The sequence below is a fragment of the Pseudobutyrivibrio sp. YE44 genome (assembly GCF_900104335.1).
Taxonomy (GTDB): domain Bacteria; phylum Bacillota; class Clostridia; order Lachnospirales; family Lachnospiraceae; genus Pseudobutyrivibrio.
On sequence record NZ_FMXT01000001.1, the window covers coordinates 708,683 to 728,220 of the forward strand.

A 19,538-nucleotide genomic window follows, 5' to 3' on the forward strand; every position below is an offset into this window, starting at 1 on the left:
TCATTTTAGCATTCAAATATATAGAAAAAGGGGGGATAATCTATAGGATTATCCCCCACAAAATATAATGCTTTGTAACCTATTACTCTGCTGTGGTTAAAAGTTGCTCTAGGCTTTATAATTCTTGCTTTCCTGTGGTCCTAAATATGACTCTCTAATGGTCACATTTGGATTCCATAAAACAATTTTTTCTAATACCACCGCAGGGTCAATTGCAGATATTTTTACTTGGTTAAAGCCTTGCTTAAGAGCAAGCTTACACTCACCTATATGGATGTTATCAAGCACACCCTTTTTCCAGCTATCTGACTTCCATGGATCAAAGCCTTTATCTGGTATTGTATTTACGATATTGCGTTTTCCATCGTTTGCGGTAACGCCAACTGAAAGCTTTCCGTGATAAACTACAGGGTTTGCTGCACTAGCATAAAGCTGGCAGGTGTATTCTCCCTCTGTAGCAGCAAACAGGTTGTAGGTAAGGCTTGGAGCTGACGCTTCATCATCGAAACGCTCTGTAGTTGGGAACACCTTCATACCGCTTAAGGTTTTACCAAAGTCTTGGATTTCTTTATATTGACACTGTCCAGCGTCAGATTTAGCAGCAAAATGCGCAGCCTCAATAGATATTGCACCATTTTCCTCAAGGAAGCATGCTTCCTTTACAGTTTCCAAATCATAAGTGTTTGCTTCTACCTGGATTTCAACCATAGGAATGCTTCCACCATTTTCTGATTCGTCAGCTACAACCTCACCGTTATCTACGTAAATACGAAGCATTGTAGAATCAGAACCATCCCATTTTTTCTTTAGAAGCTTCACCTTATAGCTTTGAGCCACCTCTGTAGCAGCTGCTTCATTCTTTGGAATCACTTTTCCAGTGGTAACATCAACAAGCTCAAGCCAATCAGCATCCCAGTCAATGTGGTATTCAAGGGTAGCCTCTCCGCCGTTTGCCACCTCAAATTCTCCTATATCATTTGACTCAAAGCATAGTGGCATATGAAGCACATGGCGAGTCCAGCGATGAGCACCAGTAACATCTTCCTGGTTTGAAATGCTAACTAACAGTCGGCTATCCTTTACAGGATTAACAAAGTAGCTAATAGGAAGCTGACACTGCTCGTCGTTCCAATTTGTAAATCCAATATGATATACAGACTGCATATGATTCCACTTACCATTGTTTCTAGTATGGAATTCCTCGGTAATGCTTCTTTCCCTTTCGATGCATTCCTGAATCAGCTTAGCATAATCGTTAGCCTTCTTCTTGCGTTGTTTAGCATAGTGAGCATTTAATCCACCAAAGATTTGCATCTTATTGATTTCAGCCACTGACATAACAGGATAATACACCTCTTCAAAGAAGCATTCCTCAAGGTCTGTGCCCTTCAATGACAGATAAAGCTCTTCTGCCTTATCTGTGGTTTCGAATATACGATTTAACACTCTATTAGCCTCATTCTCATTGCATGGGCTGTAGTGATTGTGATGAAGAGCCTCTGGACGTCTTCTTCCATTCCACTTTGTATATTCTGTAGCAAGGTCAGCGCAGGTCTTAGCTACCTCTGCATCAAATCCAAGCTTTTTGAAGAATTCCACAGTATATTCTTCAGTTTTATTTATGGCACCTGTGCCCCACTTGTCAAAGTCATAGGCCAAATCTAAGAAGTAGCTAAGTGGAAGCTCCTGATTTTTAATATCACCAACATTTACAATCCAAGCTGAGCGAATTCCGTAATCATAGGCCATAGACATCTGTTCCCAAACCTTAGTAAGAGGTGAAGAATTAATCCAAAGATAAGAAACTGGCTCACCAAAGTAGTCGAAATGATAGTACATTCCAAAGCCACCCTTTTTCTTACGAAGTTCATCATCAGGAAGAGTTCTCACATTGGCAAAGTTGTCATCACAAAGCATCATGATATCATTGTCGAGAACGTCCCAATCCTTAAGCCCTTTTGTCTTTTCGTCGCCGAAATAATAGTCCTCCACCTCTTTATAAACAGCCAAAAGCTGTGGATGCTCAGACGGTGCATATTTTAAGATAAGCTCCTTTTGCACCTTAATAGCTGATTTTAAAACATTTATATTGTCTTCAAGGGTTGCATCCTCTGGCATAAGATATGAATCATTCTCGCCGCGCATACCTATGGTAATAAGATTCTCAAAATTCTTATTTCTGATAAGACCATCCTTCCAAAACTCTGTAATACCATCAGGATTTGAAAGGAAGCTCCAATCTTTGCCGTACTGAGGATTGTCATGTCTGAGAGTCTGGAACTCCTGTCCAGATCGACAACATGGCTCATGATGAGAGGCCCCCATAATTACACCCATCTCATCAGCAAGCTGCGCATTTTCAATGTGATCTAAAGTGAAATCTGAACGCCACATTGCTGGCCAAAGATAATTGCCCTTTAATCTAAGCAAAAGCTCAAAAATCTTTTCATAAAGCTCTGGACATGGACGGATGCTTCCAAACTTCTCTCTTGCCCAGTTACCAAAACAAGGCTGTTCATCATTGATGAAGAAGCCTCTGTAGTTAACTGATGGCTCCTTTGAAAGCTTTACAATATCTTCACCTAAGATGACCTGACTCTGTCTTTTAACAGTAGCATCTGCCCAGTAATATAAAGGCGAAACACCTATAGTTTCTGAAATGTTAAACATTCCATAGATAGCTCCGCGCTTATCACTACCTACGATAGCAAGAACTGTTTGATTAGCATTTTCTGGATTTTTGAAAAGTGAGATTCCATAAACCTCTCGCTTCCCCTTTATTTCTGTCACCTTTACATTGTCCTTGAACGCGCCACTTACTGTTGCGCTTTCTGCCAAGCCAACGTATATAATAAATTCCTTATCAGCTGGAATTTCACTTAGGATTTCAGGCTTTGTTCCTGTCACCCTTTCAATATCCTCCGCAAAAATCCCAGTCATTTTCTTCATACCATGAACTCCATTGTCCTCCAAGACAATCGAAGCCACCTTACCCGCTTTGAATAATTCAAAATCTAACATTATCTTCCCTTTCCCAAATAAAAAATCTTGGTTGTATTACTATCTAACCAAGATTTTACCAATTAGTATACTAGTGTGGAAGTTCTTTTCTTGACCTTTTAAAAGCAAATTATTGTATTGGATTTGAATAGACTCCCCTAAGCTTAATACCTATAAAAGCAAGGTTTCATAAATCTTCACATAACCCTCTTCTAAAAACTTTTCCCTGTCAAAGCTAGTCTCACTCTTAAGATAATTTTCTTTGCTACCAGAGATCATTATTAGTCCTGAGACCATACCCCATATTCTAAAGATTCCCTCATAGTAGTTGTCTATTTTTGAGAAGACTCTGCTAGAAACACCATCTTCCAGATACTGGATTATTATCTTATTAATCTCCTCACCAACCTCATAGGTGAACTTAGCCCACTTACTTTCTGGCTCAATGCTTTCTGTGACATTCCCAAGACTCATTCTGAAAAAATCAGGATAATCCTTCTCGAAACTTTCTATGGATTTGCATACACCCAAGAAGATTTCTTTTCTTTCATTTCCAACTTCAACTGCTTGAACTATAGCGTCCTTCAACTTGGAGAAACTGTAATAAGCTAAGAAACTGATAATCTCTTGCTTATTTTTAAAGTATACATAAAGAGTTGCTTTACCATAACCTGCAGCTGCTGCTATTTCATCCATTTTGGTGTTGCTAATCCCTTTTGTTTTAAACAGCTCCATGGCAGCTTCAGCAATGCGCTCCTGATGCACTATAGCCTCTTCTTTTTTTCTTCTTGCCATAACAATTCCCCTATATCTTTTCTACCAACTTGTTTACCTTCAAAAGAACTTTTTCAGGAACCTCTTTTATATTATTTGTATTATCGCACACCGCCATACCTATTTTCTTCACCCCAGCAGTTTTGAAATACTCTTTTACATTTCTATCTATACCAGAAGACTGGCCAAATATTCTATCAAAAGGCGCTGGCGTATGGCAAGCTGTAAGAAGAATATACCTTTTCCCTGCAAGTCTTGGCTTAGGAAATGTCTTGGTATGCTTCATGGATGCACCAACCATTCTATCAAATAAATTCTTAACGATAGCGGGAACATTCCCCCAATAAACAGGCGCAGCAAGAATAATCACATCTGCCTCTTTAATCATCTGTGTCACTTCTTGAATGTCATCATTCGTAAATACGCAATGCCCAACTTCATCACATTTTCCACAGCTTCTACAATAATCCAACTTCTTCTCAAACAGATTTATCGTATTTACGTTATGACCAAGCTCCCCTGCACGCTTAACTGCATGTTTAAGCATTGTTGTAGTTTTCCCATTGTCTCTGTAGCTTCCCTGTATTGCAAGTATATTCATATTAGCCCCCTTTTGTATTAATTGAACTGATTGGTTCAATTAAAACACTTATGCAAGGTGGTGTCAATAAAAAAATAGAGCCAGAATATTAACAAGCTTTTCTGACTCTATATCACATATTTATAGTTTTATCCTACTTGCTTTCCATGCGCAAAAACATAATCCTAATGCCACAAGAAATGATATTGGTAACTCCTCAAATGAGAATACACCGTTCTTTATATAATTCATAACAAACGGAATTAAACAACCAACAATAATGACAAAAAAACCGTGTTTGCACAGAAACTGCCAAAAAGTAAGCTCATCATCCTTCTTATTATCTATATTGTTGTTTTCCTTCATGCCTATCTCCCAATCTTTATTATTCCTGAGCAATATGACTTCTGCTGAAATTCTAGCTGTGGAAATGACTGACTCAATTCCTCTACTACAAAGTAGATTTCATCTTCATCCCAGGCATCTCCAGCTTCATTCTTACATTTCTCCAGCTCAAGTCTTGTATTAAAAGTCACATCACCAATAAGAAGTTTTCCACCTTCCTTTAACTGAGCTAACAAACCTGTGAAAAATGATATCTTCTGCTCATCTGTCAGATGATGTAAGGAATAGGTTCCAATAATATAATCAAACTTGTGAGCCAACAATTCAGGTACCAATCCCTTTGAAAAATCTCCCTGGAATAAATTTGCATTTGGCATCTTCTCCTTCGCAAGTTCAATCATCCTTTGAGAGAAGTCTTGGCCATACACCTCACATCCATTCTCATACAGCCTAGTTGTGAGTGTGCCAGTACCAAAACCAATATCTAATACCTTGGCATTTTCCTTACTCATAACTTCTTTAAAAATGCCACCTAATACTTCCTTATAACCAGCAAATGGATAACTATCTGCCTCCTCTGAAATTCCAACCGCAGCATCATAACCATCTGCCCATAAATCAAATCCCTTGTTGTCTAACATTATGTCTCTCCTTATACGCTAGTTAATAATACATATTTCTATTATAAAGGTTTTATATTATTAAAAAAGCCTAATACAGTATTTCTCATTATTATATTTTTGTGTATAATATTACAAACGAGCATATAGACTCAAGATACAAAGGAGTATTCTGTAATGAAAAGATTTTGCTTACTGAAGCTATTTTTGATATCCACTCTTTTAGTTGCATGTAGTCGTAATCCAATGGCTGCAATCTATGATAACGATTCTAAAATTGCCAGCCAAGGAAATAGTTACAACTATTATCAAACAGTTGACCAAAACATAAATGATTCAGATTTCACAGCCTCTGTGCATGGCATGGATGGCATGGATACAGTCTGGACTTATAATGCTGATACTGATTCAGATGCCCAAATCACTTATGACATTAGTCTTAAATCAGGAAATGTAAAATTGGTTTTAATCTCACCAGATGATACTCTTGAAACAATTTTCGAAATTACTAATAAAGAAAACATAAATGGCGCAAAAACATTAAGTCTTCCAAAAGGTAAAAATAGTATTAAGCTTGTTTCCAAAGATAAGGCAGAATTTGACATATCATTCTGTATAGATAAGGGAGACTATGAGAAACTTAGCTTTTAAATAAAAAAGAGGGTAAGTGGCTTCTGTAAGCCTCTTACCCTCATGTTATTTACTCCCAGAACAACTCATCCAAAGTCTTATCCAAGACCTTGCAAATTGCTATACAAAGCTTGATTGTAGGATTGTAATCTCCTTTTTCGATGGCACTTATAGTCTGCCTGGAAACATCACATCTTTTAGCCAGCTCTTCCTGAGATAAATCTTTTGCTGCACGGGCTGCCTTAAGCTTTAGATTCTTCACTTCTAATCCTCCTGTGCTCTGTTAACAAATAATCTTGCAAAATAGGTTATAGACATTGTTCCAAATATAATACCAACAAACAGCTGTGTAAATGGTGAACTATACTGGATTACACCGTTAACAAAAATCTCTTTTGCTTTCATATCGCCAAATCCAAATGCAAATATTCCAAGATTTAATAATGCTATGAAAGCAAATAATATAAAGGATGTTGTGGCCTTCTGATTAACGTTGAAATAGCTGTATGCCTCTTTCCAAATGCTATAAACTGTAAAAACAATTGTGCCAAGACATATGGTTATTAATGCAAGTACAGAAGCCGACAATCTATAAAGATAATCCCCCAAGATTACATCGTAGCAAAAATAAACACCCAAAAATATTGCCATAGCATTCAAACTATATTTGTTGGCTTTGCCTCTCAGCATTTCCTGTCTCTCGTCATAGTGCCCTTGGTTATACTTACCAGCAATCCACGAAAACAATCCACAAACAGGTATAAGAATCAATAACAATACAAGCTTAAAACTATTCATATTTCTGTCCTCCAACTAGTTATTTTTTAAGTTGAACTTAGTATAGCCCTATAGATGAAATTTGTCAAATATATTTTGCAAATTTCATCTATAGGGCTACTTTTTTCATATCAATAGCATTAGCTTTCTTTTTCTAAAATCTCCAGTACGCTTCTGGCTATACGCTCAGCATTACTTATTATTGCTTCGATACTCTCCTTACTATCATCATCCTGATCTTTTTCTAGTAGCAAGTCAGCGTTCCCTCTTATAACTGTAAGAGGCGTTTTTAAATCATGCGCTATCTGTGCCATTTCTTGCTTTGTTTCATATTCCTTTCGCCACTTTTCTTCAGCCAATTTGTATATAAACTTCTTTAGCTTGCTTATAAGAATAACAGAAGGAATTATAATCACCAATATATATGCCAGCACTATAAAAGATAATGCCATCCATTCTCCCGGCACACCAAGACTATAATGAATATAAATAGTTGATTCACCTATTGTCTTAGCAATATATACCTCTTGACCTTCAAGATATTTTTCCTGGCCATAAGTCTTGTATGAAGTAATATACTCTTCCATTTTCTTAGGATTTATATTACTAATACTCGAACTAATTTCCTGCCCATCTGATTCCAATACATAATCAGCTTTCTTTGGAAACGAAGCCATGTTTATTTCACTGTCAGACTCTACCATATCAATCCATGCCTCAACCTGGTTTTCTGTATCATCAGCTCTTGATGGCGTCATATTATTGAAAACAATGACCGCAACTATCGTAACCGCACCTAATAAAGCTACAACTACCAACAAGTACGCTAAAACTATTCCACTTAACTTTACATTTGTCTTTTCCATCTATATCCCACACCCCATACTGTTTCTACAGGTTCTATTCCGTATTTTTTTAACTTTTTTCTAAGGTTCTTTACATGTTCAACGATTGCAGATTCATCTCCATCTTTATCGTATCCATATATGATTTCATATATTTGTCCCTTAGAAAAAACCTGTCCTTTATTTTTGAACAGTAGCACTGCAATATCAAATTCACTTTTTGTTAGTCCTACTGACGTTCCCTTTACTTCTAAGCGACATTCATTAGGGTAAATTAAAACCTGTTCATCCCTTAAAACATTGCCAATTGTCTCTCTATTATCCCTTCTAATATGAGCAGCAATTCTAGCTCTTAATTCCGCAATAGAAAAGGGTTTTCTGATGTAATCATCTGCACCAATTGAAAGTCCGTATATAACATCCTCTTCTAATGCCTTTGCGCTTAGAAATATAATGGGACAATCAACAATATCTCGTATTTTACCAAGAAGATTATATCCACTTTCTTCTGGCATCATCACATCCATAATTATCAAGTTATAAACTGATAAATCTTTAGGTAATTCCTGTAAAGGAAATTGGACAATATCAACCTGATACTGCCCTCTTAGGGCTTTTTCTATTAGTTTTAAAATATCAAGCTCATCATCAATAGCCAAAATTCTCATCGTATCACCATATATACTACAATTGATAATCCATATAAAACATACACATGGGCAGGGTAAAACCAATAGAAAAATTTGGCATTCCCTTTACCACGCTCACCATTGTAGCATAACATGAGTATTATTGAAAAAATACTCATCCACTCATAGGCTTCAAAAAATAAGGTATTCATATTAGGATTAACACCCATTAACACTAGACTCACCACATTTATTAAAAGGCTGAATAGTGCCCATACGTATATACGAATCTTTTTGTTTTTGCAGTAACTAAAAATGAGTAATACCATTCCCTCTAATACAGTTATTGTGCCTCCATCAGCTATTCCCGTATGCAAAGGAAGAACCGAAAGACTAATCATATTGGCAAATATAAGACCGGTTTGATTACCAGCATTTATAAATGGTTGAAAAACAAGATAATACATAAAAAGTGGCAATACCAGCGGAACAATAACAGCTACCAAGCCCCTTATATACTTCTTCTGTTTAATCCAATCGATGCCCTGCATTACCACAAACAGAATTGTGAAGGAAGATAACATACCGTTCATAGGAAAGAATCCATCTCCACGTACAGCTGGAGATAATACGTTATAAAAACCAAACTGTATCAATCCCATGAAAATAGATATTAAATAAATCTTGAGAAAATACTTTTTTCTGTTATGAGTATGGATAAACCCTTCAACAAAACAAAATAAAAACAATGGTGCCGCCATTCTTCCTATCCAAGAAAACCAGATTGGAACTTTTCCTGTAAATTCAAAAAAATAATGAATATGATCCAATACCATAAACACCACTGCAAGATACTTCAAATTAAACCCTGTTAAACCTTTTTCATTAATCATCACTTTTTTCCTCCTGACACAATAAGAGTAAAGGATAAATATAAGGAATTTATAAGGAAAAAACTGATATAATTATTTTTAATTGAATGCAACATTTTCTAAACTTTAATTGTATATATGGTAAAGGGAGGTACCTATGGATAATTATTCCACTGCTGAGCAGATACTTAAAGATTATGGAAATGACCTGCTTCGCTTTGCTTATTCCTACCTTCACAACATGGAGGACAGTGAAGAAATTGTGCAGGAAACGCTAATCCAATACCTGAAGGCAGCCCCTGTTTTCGAAAACGAAGCCCACAAGAAAAGCTGGTGCATGACTGTTGCGGCTAATCTTGCTAAAAACAAAATCAAATATAACAAGCTTCGACAGACAGACGAGTTGATGGAGGAATTGGTAGCCGAGGAAAAAGAGGATTTATCCTTTGTGTGGCAAGCTGTGAAGGAGCTGCCGCCAAAGTACGGTGAGGTCATCCATCTATATTATTACGAGGGCTATTCCACCGGTGATATAGCAGACCTATTAACCATGAAAGAATCCACTGTCCGCTCTAATCTAAAACGAGGGCGGGAAAAACTAAAAGAAATATTAAAGGAGGTGTATGACTTTGAGTAAAAAATATAATGACATCATGGATCAAGTTACACTTTCTGATGAAGCTAAAAGCAGGATTTTAGAAAATATTCGTAATTACGATAATTCAGAGAACAAAGATAATAAAATTGAAGAAAGTCCTAAGGTAGTTAAATTTACAAATTGGAGAAAATATACTGCTGTTGCTGCAGCCGCTGCTGTGGTTGTTGTGGCCGGCTCTGCAATCCATATGCAATCAAATATCAAATCTGATACAGCAATGATGGAATCAGCAACAGAAGTAGCGGGCTCTACTGAAACCTATGAAGCATCTGAAGAAGCTTTAGAGGATGGTGCAACCACCCCTGATGCTGTCACAGAAGGTGAAGCCGACGAAGGCTATCCTGACTATGATGTACCATTAGAATCAGCAAAATCCGCATCAGGTAAACGAAATCTATTAGATAATATTTTTGATAAGAAAACTGAGAAATCAGAATCCACCACTATTGCAAATCCCCTTGTGGAATATGATTCCGCAAAAGAATTAAGCGATGCTGCAGGATTCACAATTAAAGATTTAAATACCAAGAAGTTCCCATTCAAAATCACATCAACCTCTTATATCCTTATTGGAGGAACCACTGCAGAAATTATCTACTATGGCGAGGATGATAAAGCAATCTGCTATCGCAAGGCTGCCGGTCACAATGATATTAGCGGTGACTACAACACTTACGAATACGAAAAACAAGAATTTAATGGAAATGGATCTATAACCCTAAAAGGAAATGAAGAAAACAAATACAGCTTAGCTCTATGGGAAGATGCTAATTACTCATACTCTCTTTCTATGGAACCAGCTCAAACCATGGGTTCAATAACCTTAATGCTTAATCAGAAATAATATTTTCAACGTAAAAATGGAGCCGTCATCTGACGACTCCATTTCTTAGTTACATAAACTATTCTTTTGTATCGAGAGCTGCATCCATAATATGCATCAACTCCATAGCGCTTCGGAAGTTGATTTTTTCATCTCTATCAGCCCAGGTAACCTGGCCTTGCCAGCTAGAGTTTTCACATTTGTTTACATGAACTACAAATGTAGCATCTTTCTTTTCAGACATCGTAAACACCTCCCAAACTATTTATGTAACCTTATAATAACACATTTATCGTTATAAAAAACGTTATTATTTGTTAAAAATCTTTTGAGCTCTGTAATATGAGAAGTTAAACTTTCTAAATCCAGAATAATCCTTATCATTATCTCTCATATATGATATATTTGACAATTCAAATTGATGTAAAAGCTTTTTATCTGAAGCAAGTGCTGGAACTGCGTCTGTTGAAAGGCTGTCTACAATATATGTCTCTACTGATTCGTATTCATCAATCTTTCCATTTGCTGCCTTTAAATCATATTTTGCAATTTGATAATCTGGATTCGCAAATACGAAGCCAACATATGCGATTGTAATAGCTATCAAACAAGCCTTAAATATTGGGAATTTCTTTGCAAACAAACCCACCATAAGGAAAGCAAGCCAAATGCAAAGCACTGCCAAAAACCATAAAACAAAAAGTCTAAGGAAGGTCAGGTGATATACACCAATATAAAGCATCATTCTCATTGCAGATGAAGCAATCATAATATAAGTGCATGCGGCAATAATAACAAGAACACCAGTAAGCACCTTTGATGCCTTGAACTCACGGTTACATACCGATACCATTACAAGGTTTAAAATACAGACAAACAACAACTGATAAAAACCTTCGTGTGCATACTCTGCATAAGTATATCCTGATGGAAGCTCCATTGAGCCAGTGAACAAATACAATACCTGAATTAAAGAGAATACAAGGTATACAACACCAAGAATAGCTGTAAATGTAATTGCAATAATAGGATTGCCCTTGCCCTCTCCTCTGGCCTTTATCTTAACATCACCCTTAGACATGGTGAATGGAATAAGGTATGCTGCCATGAATGAGAAAAATAATGTAAATGCAATACCAACAATATCCCAGAAATTATCAGGAAGAGAAATGGCCTCAAACATTTTCTCAAGCATACGAGAGAAAACTAAATCTGCAGAACTAAGAAGGGCTACAACTACCATAAGAGCAGGAATCGCACATACAACACCGATAACAACAGCAGTAACAGTCTGCTTCTTTCCTGGATCCATATCGCCTTTTCTGCTTTTTACCCAATGGCCAAAATCATAAAACGGTTTTGCGAAGTGGAATAATGGAAAAACAATTGAAACAACGATTCCACCAAGCCATCCAGCAATATCCCAGCCTGTGGTATCTACATAAAGATAAAGCACAAAGCTGAAGAACAACAGGAAGATTGCTGTAGCATCTAAAAACTGTAATGCCCAAGAAGTTGACATACATTTATGTATTGAAAGTAACATCAATGCTGATACATAAAAGATTCCAAGCAGCTTGCTGCCATTCTTTGATGAAAGCAAAGATAATCCATCCTTTTTTCTAATTAAATGCAATAATCCCAAGGTAATAGCCATGAAAATTGGATAAGTGATTCCAGAATGATTCTTATACAAGCAAAAGGTATAAACTATAGCAAAAATAAGAGAAACTATTCCATATTTTTTAAAGGTTTCTTTGTCACCTTTCACTTCCTCAACCACTGCATGATTATAAATTGGTACAGGCTGGTTATCATTAATTACTGTTGTAGTATCGATATCCGAATACTTTGGTCCATTATATGCGTTATCCATAATTATCCTCCTTACTAAGCCTCCGACGCAGATTCTTCAGCATCGTCGTCTGTTACATACTCTAAAATATCGCCAGGCTGACAATCCAGCGCCTTGCATATTGCATCCAAGGTCTCTAAACGAACTGCCTTAGCTTTGTTATTTTTAAGAATTGAAAGATTCGCCAGAGTAATTCCAACCTTTCCAGCAAGCTCAGTCAATCCTATTTTACGTTTTGCCATCATTACATCTAAATTAATCACAATCATATCGCACCCTACCTTCTACACTAAATTGTAAAGTCGTTTTCTTGCTTATAGGCAACAGCTCTGTCAAAGACTCGAGCCAAAACCTGACTAAACAATCCAGCAAACAGGAACACGCCTGCAATTATAAGTGCGGCTGGTGTGAAATAAACGAAGCATCTGAGAAGCTTTAGGCCTGCTATAGTGTATGCATAAATTGACATTGCAACCAAGCTATTAACATTCTCTTTCACAAAGCAATCATCTTTAATAACTGTCCTCATCATTTTTCTAAGCTCCCGAAGAATCATGAGAGTAGAAAAACCTACCAGCATAATAGAAACCACTGCATATGGGTAATGATTAAGAATCTCAGCATACTCTGTAGTATCTCCTAATAGCTTCATAACAAGCTTCACTGCTGCCTTCAACCCAAAAGGTACAGCTATCTCAAGGACCACTCCAATCCAAAAGCAAATATCAAGTATCGTCTTTACGAATTTATTAAGTCTGTTGTCCATGACAAACCTCCAACAAATTTGATCAAATAGAGTTAATACTCATCTAACCTATAATGGTTATATCACTATTCTTTTTGTTTTGCAATACTTTTTTATCGATTTACAATAAATATTTTCTGTAGTTCAAAAAATTCAGTTTTTCTAAATATAAAAAATCCTAGTCAGAGCTAACTATAACTAGGATTAATTTCAATTACTCAAAATCTAATTCAATTGGACAATGATCAGATCCAAATACATCTGTGTGTATCTTTGCATCCTTCATTCTATCCTTTATATCTTCTGATACAATGAAGTAGTCAATGCGCCATCCAGCATTCTTTTCTCTGGCCTTAAAGCGATATGACCACCAAGAATAAATGTCTGTCTGATCTGGATAAAAATATCTGAAGCTATCAACAAAACCTGAAGACAAAAGCTCAGTCATCTTAGCTCTCTCTTCATCAGTAAAGCCAGCATTCTTTCGATTTGTCTTTGGATTCTTAAGGTCGATTTCTTCATGAGCAACATTTAAATCGCCACAGAGAATAACTCCCTTTTTCTCATTAAGCTTGCAAAGATACCCTCTAAAATCATCCTCCCAAGTCATACGATAATCAAGTCGCTTAAGCTCGTTTTGAGAATTTGGTGTATAGCAAGTGATAAAGTAATAATCCTCAAATTCTAAAGTGATAACACGCCCCTCATGGTCATGCTCTTCTATTCCAATACCATAGCTAACAGAAACAGGCTCGTTCTTAGTAAAAATAGCGGTACCTGAATATCCTTTTTTCTCAGCATAGTTCCAATATATTTGATATCCTGGCTTTTCCAATTCAAGCTGTCCCTCTGAAAGCTTTATTTCCTGTAAGCAAAAAATATCAGCATCAATGCTGTCAAAAAACTCATCAAAATTCTTTCCAAGAACAGCACGTAAGCCGTTAACATTCCATGATATAAATTTACTCATTCTAGCCTCCTAGTTATAAGATTAAATAAAAATACCCATATCCGAATTATACTCGAATATGGGTTAAAATGCATTGCTTTATTAATTCGTTCTAAGAGCATCAATAGGATTAAGATTTGCTGCCTGATGGCTTGGCAAAATACCAAATACAATTCCAATAACCATTGAAAAGATTACCGCAATAAATGCTGCAGGCCACGAAATAGCAACAGGTGTGCCACTCATAATAGAAATAATCTGAGCCAGACCAATTCCCGTTGCAACTCCTAGGATTCCGCCTAAAGAAGTAAGCACGGCGGCCTCTGTAAGAAACTGCCACATTATCTTGCTTTTTCTTGCTCCAATGGCCTTCTTTAAGCCAATTTCCGCGGTACGTTCAGTAACGGATACCAGCATAATGTTCATTACACCTATACCACCTACCAAAAGGGATATAGCTGCAATCCAAATAAGCATGTTATTGGTAGATGATGAAAGCTGCTGAAGCTGCTGAGCCTGCTCTAGCAAATCCTTAGACTGATACTTAATTGTGGTGTCTGAAGGATGTATGCTTCCATTTAGGATATCGGCAGTCTTCTTTCCTGCGGCCGTCATGTCGTCTGTGGTTTTAGCTCGAACCAAAACATTTTCAGGCTCATCATATCTATAGCTAATAGGCCAATCAGTGATAGGAATATAAACTGTTCCAGATTCATCCTGCTTGTAGGTGTCATAATCAGACATACTGTTAATAACAGGTTCAAAGGTAGACCTAGAACCAACAACACCTATGACTGTATAGGCATCTCCTCCAATTTCAATAACCTTACCTAGAGGTGCCTCATTTTGAAGCAAATCTTCAACTACAGCATCATCAACCACGCAAACCTTTTTATAGCTTTCAAGCTCATCCTTGGAAAACAGGCGACCATCCTTAACTGCTAAGTTGGCAGTTGAAAAATAGTCCGTTTCAACCCCCTTAACATATCCACCACTCATAGGATAATTCTGATAGTATACCCCATCATATATCTGACGATAGGTGTATTTGCTTGCAGATTTAATTTCAGGAACTTCCCTTATATCAGAAAGAACCTGCTCACTAATCTGAGTGACCCCATAAGGAGGCTCGTTGTAGCTCATTTCATAAGGCCAATCATTTTGATAAAGCTGAATATCAACAGTGTTAGAACCCGAACCAATAAGATTCTCCTTGATTCGCTGATTTGTTCCTTCGATGGTAGAAACAATAGCAATAATTGCAGCTATACCAATGATGATACCAAGCATAGTCAGAAAAGATCTAAGCTTGTGAGTCCAAATACCTCGAAAGGCTAATCGTATATTTTCTAACATCTTCTATCCTAAGCCTCCCATACCATCTTCAAAATAATCCACCTGTTTGCATTTAATTCCCTCAATTGCTCCGACGCCATAAGGAAATGCCAAGGAATCGTCGATTGTAATTCCGTCCTTAACCTGGGTCATGTCGCCCCAAACCTTCTTTCCAATTTTTATATAGGTTTTCTCAAGGACTCCAGCCTCATTCATTTTCATAACGTAGCTTCCTGAAGCATCCTTTTTTATAAGATAATCAGGAATATAAAGACCGCTTTGGCCTTCCTCTTCAGGGTTCATGGTAATATCAACGGCAGTGCCTATCTCAATACCTGCACTTTTATCAAAGGTCGCCTTAAATTCATAATTGCTGGTATTAGAATTTCCCCCGCTATAAAAGTAGTTTTCTTCGGTGTTAGGGGTGTCACTTATTGATGTAATCACCGCCTCTGCAGTTTGTCCTGTTTCCCAAGAGTTAATGCTAACAGTATCCCCCACATTTATCTTATCTAAATAAAACTCTCCAATACTTCCAGAAATATAGTATTCGTCAGTTGCTGTTATGATGAAAAATGGCTGATTTTTATTAAAATTATCTTTATCCTGCACCTTTGAAACAGTGCCAGACACCTTTGCCACAATATCACCATTATCCTTGGAATTAACAATAGTTTCATACTCATTCTCCATTTTACGAATCTCAAGGTCCTGCTTTTTCATCTGAGCCTGAAGAGTTTCTGTATCCTCAGAAATCTGCTTAGCTGAAAGCCCCGTAGGAACCTTTTGCTCGTATTCAACATCGCCATTAATGTCATAAACAATCTCGCCTACCACCTTTTGTTGCTCACTATCATAGTAGTAGGTTCTACGAATATAGGAATGTACTGATGTGTTTGACTGAGTTCCAATAAACTCGTCATCAGACAAATCCTTCCCCTTATATTCATCCTTTGAAATTGAAGATTTTGTTGTAACAGAATCTTCGCCAGTTCCATGATGATCGTAAAGATAATAGGTCATATCAGTAGATTTACCATTTATATCAAAGGATTCTGTTGCCACCACATCATCCTTTTTATATACGCCACCATAACCACTATCAAATTCTTTTTTGGCTACATAATCCACACTGGAAACATATTCATATTCTCTGGTGTCATCATTGGATGATACGTTTTCCGGGTCCGGTGAAGGTGTCATATTCATAAGACGGTCAAGCTTCACCTGAGATACCTTGTAGGCCTGCTTTGCCTTTTCAAGCTGTAGTTCCTTATCAACTATATCCTTTGATTCTTTTTTTACAGAGATAATTACATCACCAGCATTTACATGGTCCCCTTCCTTAACGTTTACAGAACGGATTTCTGTACCGGCAGGAACATAACAGGTTTGAGCCTTTTCTGAGGTTACTTGACCATAGCTTTGAATATCATCTCCCCAGTATTCAGTCATAGCGATACCGTCATCTAGCTTAACCACCTCAGCTACCTTCTTACTTTTATTGTAGTTATAACCAAAGTACAAGCCAGCAACTGTCACACCAATTACCACCACTAAGATTAGGAGAACTTTAATTATCTTCTTCATAATTTGCATCCTCCAATCCATCATATAGCTTTCCATCAACTATTCTGTAAGTCTTTTTTGCATGGCTAGCTATGGAAGCATCATGTGTAATCATTATGATTGTGGTGCCCTCATCATTTAGCTGCTTAAACAAATCCATAATAGCGGCGCCAGACTTTTGATCCAAGGCACCTGTTGGCTCGTCTGCAAGAAGAACCTTTGGATTATTTACTATTGCTCTTGCAATGGCAACACGCTGCTTTTGTCCACCGGAAAGCTGGTCAGGTCTAAACTTAACTCTGTCAGCCAAGCCCACCTTTGTAAGGGCTTCAATCGCCCTGCGCTCTCTTTCCTTTTTAGGTACCCCTGCGTAGCTTAATGGTAAAGCTACATTTTCAATTGCATTTTCCTCGTTCATTAAATAAAAGCTCTGAAATACGAAACCAATGGAATGCAGGCGAAGGTCTGACATCTGTCTATCCTTCAGCTTTAGTACATCCTTATCCTCAAAAAAATACGTTCCAGAGCTAGGCTTGTCTAAGCATCCAATAACATTCATCAAAGTACTTTTACCAGAGCCTGAAGGGCCCATGATTGCTACATATTCCCCTTCATCAACAGACAGAGAAACATTATTTAATGCTGGAACCGAGGTTTCCGTTCCAGACTCGCCATATACTTTATTTATACCGTCAAGTTTAACTATCATTACTCTTCACCTTCAAATCCACTGACAGTTTTCATTCCCTCAGTGAAATCCTCCATAGGATAAGCTATCTTTGTATCCTTATCTATGCCGGAAACAGAATAAACCATCTGCTCCTCATAGTAATCTCCAAGCTCAACCTTCTTTTTCTCGAGTTTTCCACCATTATCAGCCCAAACAAAAGGATTTCCCTCATCATCATAAGCAAGATAATAGTCGTAAATATAGGTTCCATCTGAGAAATCCATCTCCTGACCATCAGTATGGCCAAGCTCAATATAAAGATGCTGGCCCATCATAAGACCTTCGCTATTATCCAAGGTCACATAGAAAGGATATTTTGTTGAATTACCTTCAGAGGACTCTCCGCCACCCATATTGTTTTGGTTTTCCTGCTTGGATTCAGTATCAATCTTTGTGATTTTACCACTCCAGGTTTGATCCTTGTCCACGCGGGAACGAATTGTAACAGGCTCATCCACATTAATAGCCCAAACATTCTGCTCGTTAATCTGGCCCTTTACTCTCATTTCTTTTGAAGCAAGTATAGTGATAAAAGACCCATCAGTAGTGTAAGGATTGGTGTCATCAGCAATCTTTGTAATAACTCCGTCTACTGAGGAATTAATGGTAGAATTATTAATCTTGTTATTGTTTTCTTCTATTTTTGCATTGGTAGAAGCTATAGAGTTTTCTGCAATGGCTATATCTGTTTTTAAGCCTTCGATCTGGTTAGTCAAATCTTCACGCTTTTGCTTATCCTCGTCCTTCTCACCCTTTATCTTTCCGATATCCTCTGTAAGCTTATCAATAGACCTTTTATACTCACTTATATTTAAATTCTGAGTTTCAATGTCAAATCCATATTGAGTGTTCTCAGCTTCCAAGGAATCCGTCTTGTATGAAAACAATGGCGTACCTACAGTTACAGTATCTCCCTGTGAAACAAAAATCTTATCTATTTCACGTTCTGAACTTTTTGTTATGCTGGTGGATTCCTGACCTTCAACAACACCCATAAAAACATTTGTGGAATATGAGCTGTTTTCACCCATTATCTCTGATAAAGACATTACATAGACCTGGGAATTATCCCCAGTAGCCTTAGACTTAAAGAAATCAAAAGCACCTTTTTTGTATGCAATAAAACCTGCGACAGCCAAGGCGGCAACAACAACTAAAGCAATTATTTTTTTCTTCATAGCATTTCCCTTTTAACTAATTATTTGTAGGCACTGTTCTACCTCCAATAATACAGTTATAACATTAAAAAAAAGGCAATGCAATAAATTGCACTGCCCCTTTAGATTTCCTTAGAATTAGCGACACAATAATGTTTCTTTAGTGGAAACACATTTATCTGCTACACAAACTATCCATGCCTCACGGCTTCTTGGAAGCTTTGTAATATTTAATGGCCACATATGGCTTTCAATAACAGACTGTGTATGTTTTCCAATTCCAAAATGTTCCACTGCATTATCTTTAGCGGTTTTGGAATGTGAAAAACCATGAAGTCCATGACCGTCATCTGTTTCATGCCAATCATATAGATAATAGTCATGTAAAAAGGCGCCGATTGATAAAACCCTGTCGTCGCCTCCTAAATGGAACCTTTTATTAATCCAATAGCTAAGTCTTGTAACACTTTCAACATGTTCAAAGGTAGTTATTCTACCATGCTGAATGTAGTTTTTCATATCCTGTACTCGTTCATCATTCTTGATAGGAGCAAGAATATGATTTAAACGCACCTCTTCTTCTGGTTTTAATTTCATAAATACATATACCTCAAAATACAACCTAACACTTCCCTCTGAAGTATG

General features: G+C 37.1%; 23 protein-coding genes. 3 read left to right on the forward strand and 20 right to left on the reverse strand.

Translation table 11 applies throughout. The annotated features are described in order from the left end of the window. Nucleotides 1-108: 108 nt before the first annotated feature. The 5 genes from BLR54_RS03265 to BLR54_RS03285 form a co-directional block, all read right to left on the reverse strand. Nucleotides 109-3,021 (reverse strand): glycosyl hydrolase 115 family protein, encoded by a 2,913-nt coding sequence (locus BLR54_RS03265; protein ID WP_090416875.1) that lies wholly within the window; start codon nucleotides 3,019-3,021, stop codon nucleotides 109-111. A gap of 150 nt (nucleotides 3,022-3,171) precedes the next feature. After that, entirely contained in the window at nucleotides 3,172-3,795 is a 624-nt protein-coding gene (locus BLR54_RS03270; RefSeq protein WP_090416877.1) for a TetR/AcrR family transcriptional regulator, read from the reverse strand. 10 nt (nucleotides 3,796-3,805) lie between these two features. Then, nucleotides 3,806-4,375 carry a flavodoxin family protein gene (locus BLR54_RS03275; RefSeq protein ID WP_090416879.1) on the reverse strand — a complete coding sequence of 190 codons (570 nt, stop codon included), beginning with the start codon at nucleotides 4,373-4,375 and terminating at the stop codon, nucleotides 3,806-3,808. Between the two features lie 120 nt (nucleotides 4,376-4,495). Beyond that, entirely contained in the window at nucleotides 4,496-4,720 is a 225-nt protein-coding gene (locus BLR54_RS03280; protein WP_090416881.1) for a hypothetical protein, read from the reverse strand. A gap of 2 nt (nucleotides 4,721-4,722) precedes the next feature. Then, the gene (locus tag BLR54_RS03285; RefSeq protein ID WP_090416883.1) at nucleotides 4,723-5,340 is read right to left on the reverse strand and encodes a class I SAM-dependent methyltransferase; all 618 of its coding nucleotides are present in this window, start codon (nucleotides 5,338-5,340) and stop codon (nucleotides 4,723-4,725) included. A 156-nt stretch (nucleotides 5,341-5,496) separates the two neighbouring features. Here BLR54_RS03285 and BLR54_RS03290 point away from each other — a divergent pair, with 156 nt between their 5' ends. Continuing rightward, the gene (locus tag BLR54_RS03290) at nucleotides 5,497-5,970 is read left to right on the forward strand and encodes a hypothetical protein (RefSeq protein ID WP_090416885.1); all 474 of its coding nucleotides are present in this window, start codon (nucleotides 5,497-5,499) and stop codon (nucleotides 5,968-5,970) included. A gap of 49 nt (nucleotides 5,971-6,019) precedes the next feature. Here the strand turns inward: BLR54_RS03290 and BLR54_RS03295 are convergent, their stop codons facing one another. The 5 genes from BLR54_RS03295 to BLR54_RS03315 form a co-directional block, all read right to left on the reverse strand. Beyond that, nucleotides 6,020-6,211, reverse strand: a complete 192-nt coding sequence (locus BLR54_RS03295; RefSeq protein WP_090416887.1) for a helix-turn-helix transcriptional regulator — start codon at nucleotides 6,209-6,211, stop codon at nucleotides 6,020-6,022. Between the two features lie 2 nt (nucleotides 6,212-6,213). Beyond that, entirely contained in the window at nucleotides 6,214-6,747 is a 534-nt protein-coding gene (locus BLR54_RS03300; RefSeq protein ID WP_090416889.1) for a hypothetical protein, read from the reverse strand. A gap of 119 nt (nucleotides 6,748-6,866) precedes the next feature. Then, nucleotides 6,867-7,592: a histidine kinase dimerization/phospho-acceptor domain-containing protein gene (locus BLR54_RS03305; RefSeq protein WP_090416891.1), complete on the reverse strand. Its 726-nt coding sequence runs from the start codon at nucleotides 7,590-7,592 to the stop codon at nucleotides 6,867-6,869. Beyond that, entirely contained in the window at nucleotides 7,574-8,239 is a 666-nt protein-coding gene (locus BLR54_RS03310; protein ID WP_090416893.1) for a response regulator transcription factor, read from the reverse strand. The genes BLR54_RS03305 and BLR54_RS03310 overlap by 19 nt, the downstream gene beginning before the upstream one ends. Next, complete coding sequence (locus tag BLR54_RS03315) at nucleotides 8,236-9,093, reverse strand: TraX family protein (RefSeq protein ID WP_090416895.1); 858 nt, start codon at nucleotides 9,091-9,093, stop codon at nucleotides 8,236-8,238. Before BLR54_RS03315 ends, BLR54_RS03310 begins: the two co-directional genes overlap by 4 nt. Before the next feature lie 136 nt (nucleotides 9,094-9,229). Between BLR54_RS03315 and BLR54_RS03320 the strand changes: the two genes are divergently transcribed. Together BLR54_RS03320 and BLR54_RS03325 are read left to right on the forward strand one after the other, a co-directional pair. Beyond that, nucleotides 9,230-9,709, forward strand: coding sequence for an RNA polymerase sigma factor (locus tag BLR54_RS03320; RefSeq protein WP_090416897.1), 480 nt, complete (start codon nucleotides 9,230-9,232; stop codon nucleotides 9,707-9,709). Further along, a complete protein-coding gene (locus BLR54_RS03325) occupies nucleotides 9,702-10,574 on the forward strand; it encodes a hypothetical protein (RefSeq protein WP_143008394.1) in 873 nt (290 codons plus the stop codon). Before BLR54_RS03320 ends, BLR54_RS03325 begins: the two co-directional genes overlap by 8 nt. A gap of 58 nt (nucleotides 10,575-10,632) precedes the next feature. Here BLR54_RS03325 and BLR54_RS14910 read toward each other — a convergent pair whose 3' ends face one another. The 10 genes from BLR54_RS14910 to BLR54_RS03370 all read right to left on the reverse strand — a co-directional run bounded on the left by BLR54_RS14910 (nucleotide 10,633) and on the right by BLR54_RS03370 (nucleotide 19,490). Next, nucleotides 10,633-10,797 carry a hypothetical protein gene (locus tag BLR54_RS14910; RefSeq protein ID WP_176761841.1) on the reverse strand — a complete coding sequence of 55 codons (165 nt, stop codon included), beginning with the start codon at nucleotides 10,795-10,797 and terminating at the stop codon, nucleotides 10,633-10,635. A gap of 66 nt (nucleotides 10,798-10,863) precedes the next feature. Beyond that, a complete protein-coding gene (locus BLR54_RS03330; protein WP_090416901.1) occupies nucleotides 10,864-12,429 on the reverse strand; it encodes a DUF4153 domain-containing protein in 1,566 nt (521 codons plus the stop codon). A gap of 14 nt (nucleotides 12,430-12,443) precedes the next feature. Continuing rightward, nucleotides 12,444-12,677 (reverse strand): helix-turn-helix domain-containing protein, encoded by a 234-nt coding sequence (locus BLR54_RS03335; RefSeq protein ID WP_090416903.1) that lies wholly within the window; start codon nucleotides 12,675-12,677, stop codon nucleotides 12,444-12,446. Between the two features lie 20 nt (nucleotides 12,678-12,697). Beyond that, nucleotides 12,698-13,174 (reverse strand): DUF2975 domain-containing protein, encoded by a 477-nt coding sequence (locus tag BLR54_RS03340; RefSeq protein ID WP_090416905.1) that lies wholly within the window; start codon nucleotides 13,172-13,174, stop codon nucleotides 12,698-12,700. A gap of 193 nt (nucleotides 13,175-13,367) precedes the next feature. Continuing rightward, nucleotides 13,368-14,123, reverse strand: coding sequence for an exodeoxyribonuclease III (locus BLR54_RS03345; protein WP_090416907.1), 756 nt, complete (start codon nucleotides 14,121-14,123; stop codon nucleotides 13,368-13,370). Nucleotides 14,124-14,204: 81 nt separating this feature from the next. Then, nucleotides 14,205-15,458: an ABC transporter permease gene (locus BLR54_RS03350; RefSeq protein WP_090416909.1), complete on the reverse strand. Its 1,254-nt coding sequence runs from the start codon at nucleotides 15,456-15,458 to the stop codon at nucleotides 14,205-14,207. A gap of 3 nt (nucleotides 15,459-15,461) precedes the next feature. Next, nucleotides 15,462-17,027, reverse strand: coding sequence for an HlyD family efflux transporter periplasmic adaptor subunit (locus tag BLR54_RS03355; RefSeq protein ID WP_176761842.1), 1,566 nt, complete (start codon nucleotides 17,025-17,027; stop codon nucleotides 15,462-15,464). Continuing rightward, nucleotides 17,011-17,715 (reverse strand): ABC transporter ATP-binding protein, encoded by a 705-nt coding sequence (locus BLR54_RS03360; protein WP_090416913.1) that lies wholly within the window; start codon nucleotides 17,713-17,715, stop codon nucleotides 17,011-17,013. The genes BLR54_RS03355 and BLR54_RS03360 overlap by 17 nt, the downstream gene beginning before the upstream one ends. After that, a complete protein-coding gene (locus tag BLR54_RS03365) occupies nucleotides 17,715-18,914 on the reverse strand; it encodes an efflux RND transporter periplasmic adaptor subunit (RefSeq protein WP_090416915.1) in 1,200 nt (399 codons plus the stop codon). Before BLR54_RS03365 ends, BLR54_RS03360 begins: the two co-directional genes overlap by 1 nt. Before the next feature lie 117 nt (nucleotides 18,915-19,031). Beyond that, a complete protein-coding gene (locus BLR54_RS03370) occupies nucleotides 19,032-19,490 on the reverse strand; it encodes an HD domain-containing protein (RefSeq protein WP_090417300.1) in 459 nt (152 codons plus the stop codon). Nucleotides 19,491-19,538: the final 48 nt, after the last annotated feature.